9 protein-coding genes, 1 tRNA gene, 1 other RNA gene and 1 other annotated feature are annotated in these 9,233 nt (G+C 28.1%); of the genes, 10 read left to right on the top strand and 1 reads right to left on the bottom strand.

The window, feature by feature from the left end; all coding sequences use genetic code 11:
• Nucleotides 1–154: 154 nt before the first annotated feature.
• The 10 genes from Q3287_RS19130 (at nt 155) to Q3287_RS19085 (ending at nt 7,549) form a co-directional block, all read left to right on the top strand.
• Nucleotides 155–664 (top strand): transcription repressor NadR, encoded by a 510-nt coding sequence (locus Q3287_RS19130; RefSeq protein WP_021396376.1) that lies wholly within the window; start codon nt 155–157, stop codon nt 662–664.
• Nucleotides 665–675: 11 nt separating this feature from the next.
• A complete protein-coding gene (locus tag Q3287_RS19125; RefSeq protein WP_054268632.1) occupies nt 676–1,557 on the top strand; it encodes a mechanosensitive ion channel family protein in 882 nt (293 codons plus the stop codon).
• A gap of 126 nt (nt 1,558–1,683) precedes the next feature.
• Nucleotides 1,684–1,890, top strand: a binding site (T-box leader).
• Between the two features lie 124 nt (nt 1,891–2,014).
• Nucleotides 2,015–3,286: a serine--tRNA ligase gene (serS, locus tag Q3287_RS19120; RefSeq protein ID WP_407964658.1), complete on the top strand. Its 1,272-nt coding sequence runs from the start codon at nt 2,015–2,017 to the stop codon at nt 3,284–3,286.
• 315 nt (nt 3,287–3,601) lie between these two features.
• The gene (locus Q3287_RS19115; RefSeq protein ID WP_407964657.1) at nt 3,602–4,057 is read left to right on the top strand and encodes a nucleoside deaminase; all 456 of its coding nucleotides are present in this window, start codon (nt 3,602–3,604) and stop codon (nt 4,055–4,057) included.
• A tRNA-Ser gene (locus Q3287_RS19110) sits at nt 4,058–4,149 on the top strand. It begins immediately after the preceding gene.
• A 37-nt stretch (nt 4,150–4,186) separates the two neighbouring features.
• An RNA gene (ffs, locus tag Q3287_RS19105) (signal recognition particle sRNA large type) lies at nt 4,187–4,451 on the top strand.
• 76 nt (nt 4,452–4,527) lie between these two features.
• Complete coding sequence (dnaX, locus tag Q3287_RS19100) at nt 4,528–6,165, top strand: DNA polymerase III subunit gamma/tau (RefSeq protein ID WP_407964656.1); 1,638 nt, start codon at nt 4,528–4,530, stop codon at nt 6,163–6,165.
• A 58-nt stretch (nt 6,166–6,223) separates the two neighbouring features.
• The gene (locus Q3287_RS19095) at nt 6,224–6,574 is read left to right on the top strand and encodes a YbaB/EbfC family nucleoid-associated protein (protein ID WP_021382454.1); all 351 of its coding nucleotides are present in this window, start codon (nt 6,224–6,226) and stop codon (nt 6,572–6,574) included.
• Nucleotides 6,575–6,586: 12 nt separating this feature from the next.
• Complete coding sequence (gene recR, locus Q3287_RS19090) at nt 6,587–7,186, top strand: recombination mediator RecR (protein ID WP_054268636.1); 600 nt, start codon at nt 6,587–6,589, stop codon at nt 7,184–7,186.
• A 141-nt stretch (nt 7,187–7,327) separates the two neighbouring features.
• Nucleotides 7,328–7,549 (top strand): hypothetical protein, encoded by a 222-nt coding sequence (locus tag Q3287_RS19085; protein WP_054268637.1) that lies wholly within the window; start codon nt 7,328–7,330, stop codon nt 7,547–7,549.
• 68 nt (nt 7,550–7,617) lie between these two features.
• On the opposite strand, the gene Q3287_RS19080 is transcribed toward Q3287_RS19085, so the two are convergent.
• Nucleotides 7,618–8,823, bottom strand: a complete 1,206-nt coding sequence (locus Q3287_RS19080) for an MGDG synthase family glycosyltransferase (RefSeq protein ID WP_054268638.1) — start codon at nt 8,821–8,823, stop codon at nt 7,618–7,620.
• Nucleotides 8,824–9,233 lie beyond the last annotated feature (410 nt).

The raw sequence follows: 9,233 nt of genomic DNA, 5'->3' as shown, positions 1-9,233 counted from the left end.
CGCCTGGGAGAGTAGGACGTAGCCACGTAATCTTTTTTATTTGCAATAAACTTTAATATTAAATAGAATATAAAATCAATATTGATTTATAATAAGATAGAATATAGAATTATATAGTATAGGCAAAGTTTTTGATTTAGAAAGAAGGTGTAATATGAATTCTGATGAAAGAAGAAGCAAATTAATAGATATTTTAAAAGAATCTAAGTGCCCTGTAAAAGGTGGAATGCTAGCTGAGATATTAAATGTAAGTAGGCAAGTAATAGTACAAGATATAGCCCTTATAAGAGCTAGAGGATTTGAAATAATAGCTACACCTCAAGGATATATAATATATAATCAACCATATTTTACAAAGCAAATAAAATGTAAGAATCACAGGAATTCTAAAGAAATTTATGATGAATTAAAGATTATTGTAGATTTAGGTGGAATTGTTAAGGATGTCATCGTAAATCATCCAACATATGGTCAGATAACTGCAGAGCTTAATATTTACTCTAAAATGGATATAGATAATTTTATGAAGAAGGTTGAGACAAATGAATTTAAACAGTTATCAGTTCTAACTGAATGTAGTCATATTCATACAATTGAGACACTAAAAGAAGAGACTATAGAAGTTATAACAAAAGAATTAGAGGACAGAGGAATATTATCATAAGGAGGAGTTAAATGAATTTTTTATCATTAGCTAAGACTGCTTCAACAAATAGTAATATAACTAAAAGAACTTTAGAAAATATGCTTAATAACTTTAGTGATAATATACCAAATATTATATATGCAATAATCGTATTTGTAATAGGTATCTATATATCTAGGATAGTAAAAAAGATGGTTTCAAGGTTTTTAATCAAATATGGAATGAGCAAAGGTGTAAATAATTTCATTGTATATGGAATATACATATCTATGTTATCTATTATATCATTGATAAGCTTGGGTATTATAGGGATACAAACTACATCAGTTGTAGCTGTATTAGGAGCTGCTGGATTTAGTATAGGTTTAGCATTTAAAGAAATATTATCAAATTTAGGTTCAGGTATGATTATTTTATTTTTTAAGCCATTTAATATAGGCGATTATATTCAAGGCTCAGGTGTAGAAGGCACAGTTTCTGATATACAAATATTTAGTACTGTTCTTAAAACCCCAGATAATAAAACCATAATTATACCAAACTTTCAATTGACAAGTAACAATATAATTAATTACACACATCAAAATAAAAGAAGGATAGATTTTTCATATAATATTTCATATGATAGTGATATTGATGTAGTTAAGTCCATATTGAATGAAATTTTTATAAATGAAAAAAGGATATTGGATGACCCAAAACCAATTATAGGTTTAAACTCTATAGGAAACAACACTATGCAAATAGTTGCTAGACCATGGGTTAAAACTGATGATTACTGGGATGTTTACTTTGATGTAATGGAAAAAGTCAAAAATAAATTTGATGAAAATAATATAAAAGTTCCATTTGTTCCTTCCTCATTATTATTTAATAATATGAGCAATTTAAATACAATGGATAAAAGATAGAATTTCAATTAAGTAAAAAAGTGAATTTAATATAAAAAATTAAAGAAAATTCTAAAAAAATTTGAATAATAGTATTGAAAGATGTTAATATATATAATATAATGATTATCAAATAAAACAATTAGTTAAAAAGCGGTGAAGGAAAATAGTAAAAAACAGATTGTATTCAGAGAATGAGTGGATGGTGAGAACTCATTACAATGGTTTTTGAATCTACTCTAGAGCTTCTAGTTAAAGCTAGACGGTTTACCTACGTTATAGGTCTGAGAGGATTATACGTTTTAGTATAATCAATTAGGGTGGCAACGCGGATAAAAGATTTTCGTCCCTTTTATAGGGTAAACGGAGGTCTTTTTTTATTTTTCAAATTTGTTTAAATTAAAAGTTTACAGCTAGAATACTTGTAAATTAATTGGAATTATAATTTATATTATCAAAATTATTAGGAGGAATTAATATGTTAGATATTAAAAGAATAAGAGAAAATTTAGATGATATCAAGAAAGCTATGGAAAGAAGAGGCGAAAGAGAATTTGACCTTGATGCTGTGGTTGAATTAGATAATAAAAGAAGAGAGATACTTCAAGAAGTTGAGGTTATGAAAAATGAATTAAATGTAAATTCTAAAAACATACCACAATTAATAAAAGAAGGCAAAGATGTAACAGAAGAAAAAGCAAGATTAAAAGAGTTATCAGATAAGATAAAAGGTATTGATGAGAAAGTAAAAGAAGTAGAAGCAAAAATGGAATACACATTGATGAGAATACCAAATGTTCCTCATCCAGAGGTTCCACAAGGTGAAACAGATGAAGATAATGTTCAAATAAGAACTTGGGGAGAACCTACTAAATTTGATTTCGAACACAAAGCACATTGGGATATTGGTACTGGTCTAGGTATATTAGATTTTGAAAGAGCTGGAAAAATAACTGGTTCAAGATTTACTTTATATAGAGGTTTAGGTGCTAGATTAGAAAGATCTTTAATGAATTTCTTTTTAAATACTCATACAGCTAAACATGGATATACAGAAGTTTTACCTCCATTTATGGCTAATAGAAATAGTTTTATAGGTACTGGTCAACTTCCTAAATTTGAAGAAGACATGTTCAAGATAGAAGGATTAGAGTATTTCTTAATACCAACAGCTGAAGTACCTGTTACTAATATACATGCTAATGAGATATTAGATGTTGCAGAACTTCCAATTAAATATTGTGCATATACTCCTTGTTTTAGATCTGAGGCAGGTTCAGCAGGAAGAGATACAAGAGGTTTAGTTAGACAACATCAATTTAATAAAGTTGAGTTAGTTAAGTTTGTTAAACCAGAAGATTCTTATAATGAATTAGAATCATTAACTCATGATGCTGAAACTATGCTACAAATGTTAGGTCTTCCATATAGAGTTGTAAAAATATGTACAGGGGATTTAGGATTTACAGCTGCATTTAAATATGATTTAGAAGTTTGGATGCCAAGTTACAATAGATATGTAGAGATATCTTCTTGTTCAAACTTTGAAGATTTCCAAGCAAGAAGAGCAGGAATAAGATTTAAAAGGGATAAAAAATCAAAAGCAGAATATGTTCACACTTTAAATGGTTCTGGATTAGCTATAGGAAGATGTCTAGCAGCTATACTAGAAAATTATCAGCAAGCAGATGGTTCTGTATTAGTTCCTGAAGAACTAAGACCTTACATGGGTGTTGATGTTATAAGATAATACTCTATTGATATTATATGTAGAAATATATTTTGATGTAAAAGACATACTATGAATGAACAATAAATTAAAAAAGCTATGAAATTATTAAATTTCATAGCTTTTTTATGTGAATTTATATAATCAAATATCTATCATAAAATGCTAAACATCTTTATAAATCAACACTTATATAAATGGATAAAGATTATTTTGGAACTAATTTAAATAAAATATAGAGATATCTATTAATAATTAAATAAACAAAATAAAATTAAGTTGAATTATAAAATGAATTATGATAAGATAAGTTTGTTATAAGTTTTGGGAGGAATTATGGAAAGTTCATTTTATATGAAAGAAGCATTAAAAGAAGCATATAAAGCATATAGTAAAAGAGAAACACCAATAGGAGCTATCATAGTTAAAGATAATCAAATAATAGCTAGAGCTCATAACCTTACAGAAACGTTAAAAGATTCTACAGCTCATGCAGAGATTTTAGCAATAAAGCAAGCATCAGAAAAAATAGGTGGTTGGAGGTTGACTGATTGTGATTTGTATGTTACAATGGAACCTTGCATAATGTGTAGTGGTGCAATAGTTAATTCTAGAATAAAAAAGCTTATAATAGGGACAAGACATATAAAAAATTCATATATAGAAAAACAACATGAGTTTAAATTAGATTATTTTAATAATAATAATGTAAAAGTGGCTTTTGATGTTTTGCAAGAAGAATGCTCGATCATATTGCAAGAATTTTTTAAGGCATTAAGAAAAAGAGATTAAGGAGAGATGGTCGAGTGGTCGAAGGCGCTCGCCTGGAAAGCGAGTATATGGGTAAAACTGTATCGTGGGTTCAAATCCCACTCTCTCCGCCAGAAACAATAAAAGTAATTAAATATGGTTGTAATTTTGCTGTACTAGATGGGGAGGTAGCGGTGCCCTGTAACCTGCAATCCGCTATAGCAGGATTGAATTCCATCTAAAGGCTTATTTTCTGTAGGGCCGCCCTAAATAAGTGGTGTTGATGCTTAGGTCCTGCGCAATGAAAGCTCATGAACCCCGTCAGATCCGGAAGGAAGCAGCGGTAAGTGATCACTTTTGTGTGCCGCGGGGGTGCCTAAGTTGAGCTAACTGTTTTGGTAACGCCTATGGAATTAAGTCGATAGATGGTGTACAGCATTTAATATATAAAAGACTAATCCCTTAGATAATGAGGGATTTTTTTATTAATTTTACTAAAGAGAGGTAAAAAGATGCATAAAGCATTATATAGAGCATATAGACCACAAAAGTTTGAGGACGTTATTGGTCAAGATCATATTATTAAGACTTTAAAAAATCAAATATACAATGATAATATAGGACATGCTTATTTGTTTTGTGGGACAAGAGGTACTGGTAAGACATCTACTGCAAAGATTTTTTCAAGGGCAGTTAACTGTTTAAATAAAATAAATGAAGAACCTTGTAATGAGTGTGAGATATGTGAATCTATATTAAAGGACAATACAATGGATGTTGTAGAAATAGATGCAGCATCAAATAACAGTGTGGATGATATAAGAGAACTTAGAGAAAGTGTGAAATATTCTCCAGCTAATGCTAAATATAAAGTATATATAATAGATGAGGTTCATATGTTGTCTCAAGGAGCTTTTAATGCACTATTAAAAACATTAGAAGAGCCTCCATCATATGTAATATTTATATTGGCTACTACTGAACCTCACAAGATACCTGCAACTATTTTATCGAGATGCCAAAGATATGATTTTAAAAGAGTTACAGTTAAGGACATGACTCTTAGAATGAAAAGGATTTGTGAAGATGAAGGAATTGATATAGATGATAAAGCTCTTAATTTAATAGCTAGGAATTCTCAAGGAGCGCTTAGAGATGCTCTTAGTATATTAGACCAATGTATATCATTTGGAGAGAATAAAATAGATTATAAAGATGTTGTTGAATTGATGGGAAGCGTCAACATAGAGCAGTTATTTGAATTGTCTCAATGTATTGTAGAACAAGATACTAAAAAATCTCTAGAGATATTAAATGAATTTGTTTTATGGGGGAAAGATATAAGAAACCTTATAAATGATTTGATTGACCATTTTAGAAATTTAATGGTATGTAAGGTGTCATCAGAATTAGATGAAATAATTTCATTGCCAGAAGAAACTATAGAACAACTTAAGTTTCAATCTGAAAACATAGATATAAACGATTTGATAAGAATTTTAAATGTATTATCAATAACTCAAGATGATATAAAGTCATCTTCAAATCCAAGAGTTTTAGTGGAAATAACTATGATGAAAATTGCTCAACCAATGTTTGATGAAAGTAAGGAAGCTCTTATTAAAAGAGTTGAAAACTTAGAAAAAATGATTGAATCAGGAAGTTTTAAAGTTTTAAAACAGGGCAATAACAAAGAAAAAGAATATGATGTCAATAGAGAAATAGATGTAAATAAAGAAAGTGTAGTTTATGAAGATGTAAAAAATGAGGATGTTATACTTATAGAGTCATCTTGGAAGAATATACTTAAACAAATTAAAAAAGATAAAAAAATGCCAATATATGCACTTTTAAGTGAGGTAAAAAGTTTTAACGTATATTCTAATATGTTGTATGTTATATTTGATGATAAATTTGATTTCGCGAAAACTAGACTAAGCTCCCAAGATACAATAACTTATTTAGAAAAAACAATAAGAGATGTTTTAAATAGAAGTTTTAGTGTGAAAATAGTATTGACATCAGAGGTCAAAGATATAAATCTTGAAGTTAAAGAGAAAAAGGATATTGGTGAAGAGATATTAAAGAACATAGTAGATGAAGAGATATTAGAAATAAAAGATAGTATTGATGAAAATGAAAGTAAATAATAAAATATTATTATGATATAATAATAAAATGAAAATAAGTTTAGGAGGAATAGTATTTATGGCTAAAAAAGGTTTTGGAGGCGGAATGATGCCTGGTGGTGGAAATATGAATAATTTATTAAAGCAGGCTCAAAAGATGCAAGAAAATATGCAGAAAGCTCAACAAGAGTTAGAAAATAAAGAAGTAGAAGCCTCAGTTGGTGGAGGAGCAGTTACTGTAAAGGTTAATGGTAAAAAAGAAGTTTTGGATATAACTATTAAGCCAGAAGTAGTTGACCCAGATGACATAGAAATGTTACAAGATTTAGTTTTAAGTGCGATAAATCAAGCATTGAGAAATATTGATGATATACAAGCAAATCAAATGAATAAGGTAACTGGAGGTATGAATATACCAGGGTTATTCTAGTAGGTGATATTTATGCAAGTTTATACAGGTCCAATAACGAGACTTATAGAAGAATTTTCAAAACTTCCTGGAGTAGGAAGAAAGACTGCTCAAAGATTAGCATTTCATATAATTAGTATGAATACTAATGATGTGGAAGCTTTATCCAAGGCTATTATAGATGCAAAAAGAGAAATAAGATATTGCTCAATTTGTTGTAACATAACAGATACAGACCCATGTAGTATGTGTTCAAATAAAAGTAGAGATTCAAGTGTCATATGTGTTGTAGAAGATCCAAGAGATGTAGCAGCTATGGAGAGAACGAGAGAGTTTAAAGGTAAATATCATGTATTAAATGGAGTGATTTCTCCAATGGATGGAATTGGACCAGATATGCTAAAAATAAAGGAGCTTATACAAAGGCTTGGCAATCAAGATGTCAAAGAGATAATAATGGCAACAAATCCTACAATTGAAGGAGAAGCTACAGCTATGTATATTGCTAGATTAGTAAAGCCAATGGGAATTAAAGTTACTAGGATAGCTCATGGTCTTCCTGTTGGAGGAGATTTAGAGTATGCAGATGAAGTTACAATATCAAAAGCATTAGAAGGTAGAAGAGAAATATAAAAATCGAGGTTAATACCTCGATTTTTGTAATTTTTTGGTGTTAAATTCAAATTAATTTTGATTTAGATTTATTGAATAAATTTCTTCTGTATTGTATAATTTTTTGTATAAATCATTTAAAAATTTTGATAGGGGTGCAACATGAAACCAATTATGAACTTAGAAGAACATAATGCAATGAAAGAAAAAAGAGTTAAAAAAATGAAATCGAAAGATAAACCTAAACATGATGATTTTGATGATATAAGTTTTTCTAATAAGAAAAAAACTAAGAAAACTGCACGTAACAAAAACACTGAATTCAGAAATAATTATAAAAACTATCAGTATGATTATGAAGAAGACTTTTATGAACCAATTTAATATTAAATAATTAGAAAATAAAAAATCCCTAATAGATAATATATACTATAGGGATTTTATTTATTTTATCAATTAGAAATTATACTTAAAATCAAATTAGCTATATTTTGTGCTGAATTTGATTTTCTTATTGATTTAATATTTCCTTTTAACATCTCTAATCTACTTGGGTCATCTATTAGAACCTTTAATAATATTGATAAATTATATTTCTTTGTAGTTCTAAGTGCAGCACCACAATTGGATAAAAAGTCTAGATTTTCTTCTTCTTGTCCAGGTATGTAATATGGAACTATCATAGGTACATCTTTTAAAAGTGCTTCAGTCGTAGTAAGTCCTCCAGGTTTACTTACTAATACATCTATAGAAGCTAAGATATCATTCATTTTATTAGTATATCCAAGAACACATACATTTTTATTATGAGAACGAGACATAAGTTTTTTTTCTATTTTTTCTTTCAAGTTTTCATTCCTACCAGTTATCACAAGTATCTGAAAGTCTCTATCAGTGTCTAATAACTCATCTAGTGTTTCTTTTATATTTCCAGCTCCAAAGCTACCACCCATAAGTAAAACTGTCAATTTATCAGGAGATAAATTTAACTCAGAAAGAACGACTTCTTTATCCCTATGGGAAAGAAATGATTTCTCTACAGGAATTCCAAAGGTTCTAATTTTACTAGATTCAACTCCATCAAATACCAATAATTCTTTTACATATTCATGACCAACTATATAATAATCAATTTCATTTTGTATCCATGTAGAATGTGTAGTATAATCAGTTAATACAGAAATAAGTGGAGGAACATTAATCGTGTTTGTGTGATGTTTATAAAAATACTCTGTATAAGTATTTGATTCATTATTATGTAAGTTAAAGTTTTTTTTCAATGTACTAAGAGCAATCATTGGAAAAGGATGTGTTCCAATAATTAAATCTGGTTTTGTATTTCTAATAAGTTTTTTAAATTTTTTTGCCATAAATGTTATTATTAAATTGTCTTTAAATTCATTTTTTGATAAAAGATTCGTTTCAGATAATCTATATACACTGCCATATGCTTTAGGTGTATATATAGCAGATTTTTCATATCCTCTTGAAATTATCTTATCCATTGTGTTATTAACTAATTTTAAACTATCTATTATTTCACATTCAATTGGTTCTCCATCAATTGTTTTGGAAGTAAGCTCTTCTTTAATAGCTAGAGCAGCTCTATTATGTCCACCACCAGTGGAAGCAGACATGATTAATACTTTTTTGCTCATAATAAAATCCTCCTAAAATGTAGCATAGTATTTGTATGATATTATATTTTGATATATATAAATTGTCATTGTAAATCAAATTATTAATAAATTATTTTTTAATATTAATCTAATACAAGATTACAAAAATTACAAGTGAAAGAAATGTAAATTAATCTTAGAAAATGTATGCTATTATAAATATCTATTACAAATAAAAAATTTAATTATAGAATAAAAAGGAAGATTGAGCATAGAATATATATTAGTTTTATGAAATAAACACTTCTAAACAGTATTAAATTTAAAAATTTGAATATAAAAAATATCTGAGAAATAAAAAATTAAAAAAAATGAAAAATTATATTGACTTGGATAAATAAAGGTGATATAGTATTACTTGTCCTTGAAAAAAGGAAAAAGAAATAAAC

The organism is Clostridioides sp. GD02404 (genome assembly GCF_045898275.1).
Taxonomy (GTDB): Bacteria; Bacillota; Clostridia; order Peptostreptococcales; family Peptostreptococcaceae; genus Clostridioides; species Clostridioides difficile_A.
This window is presented reverse-complemented; position numbering and strand designations above follow the sequence as displayed.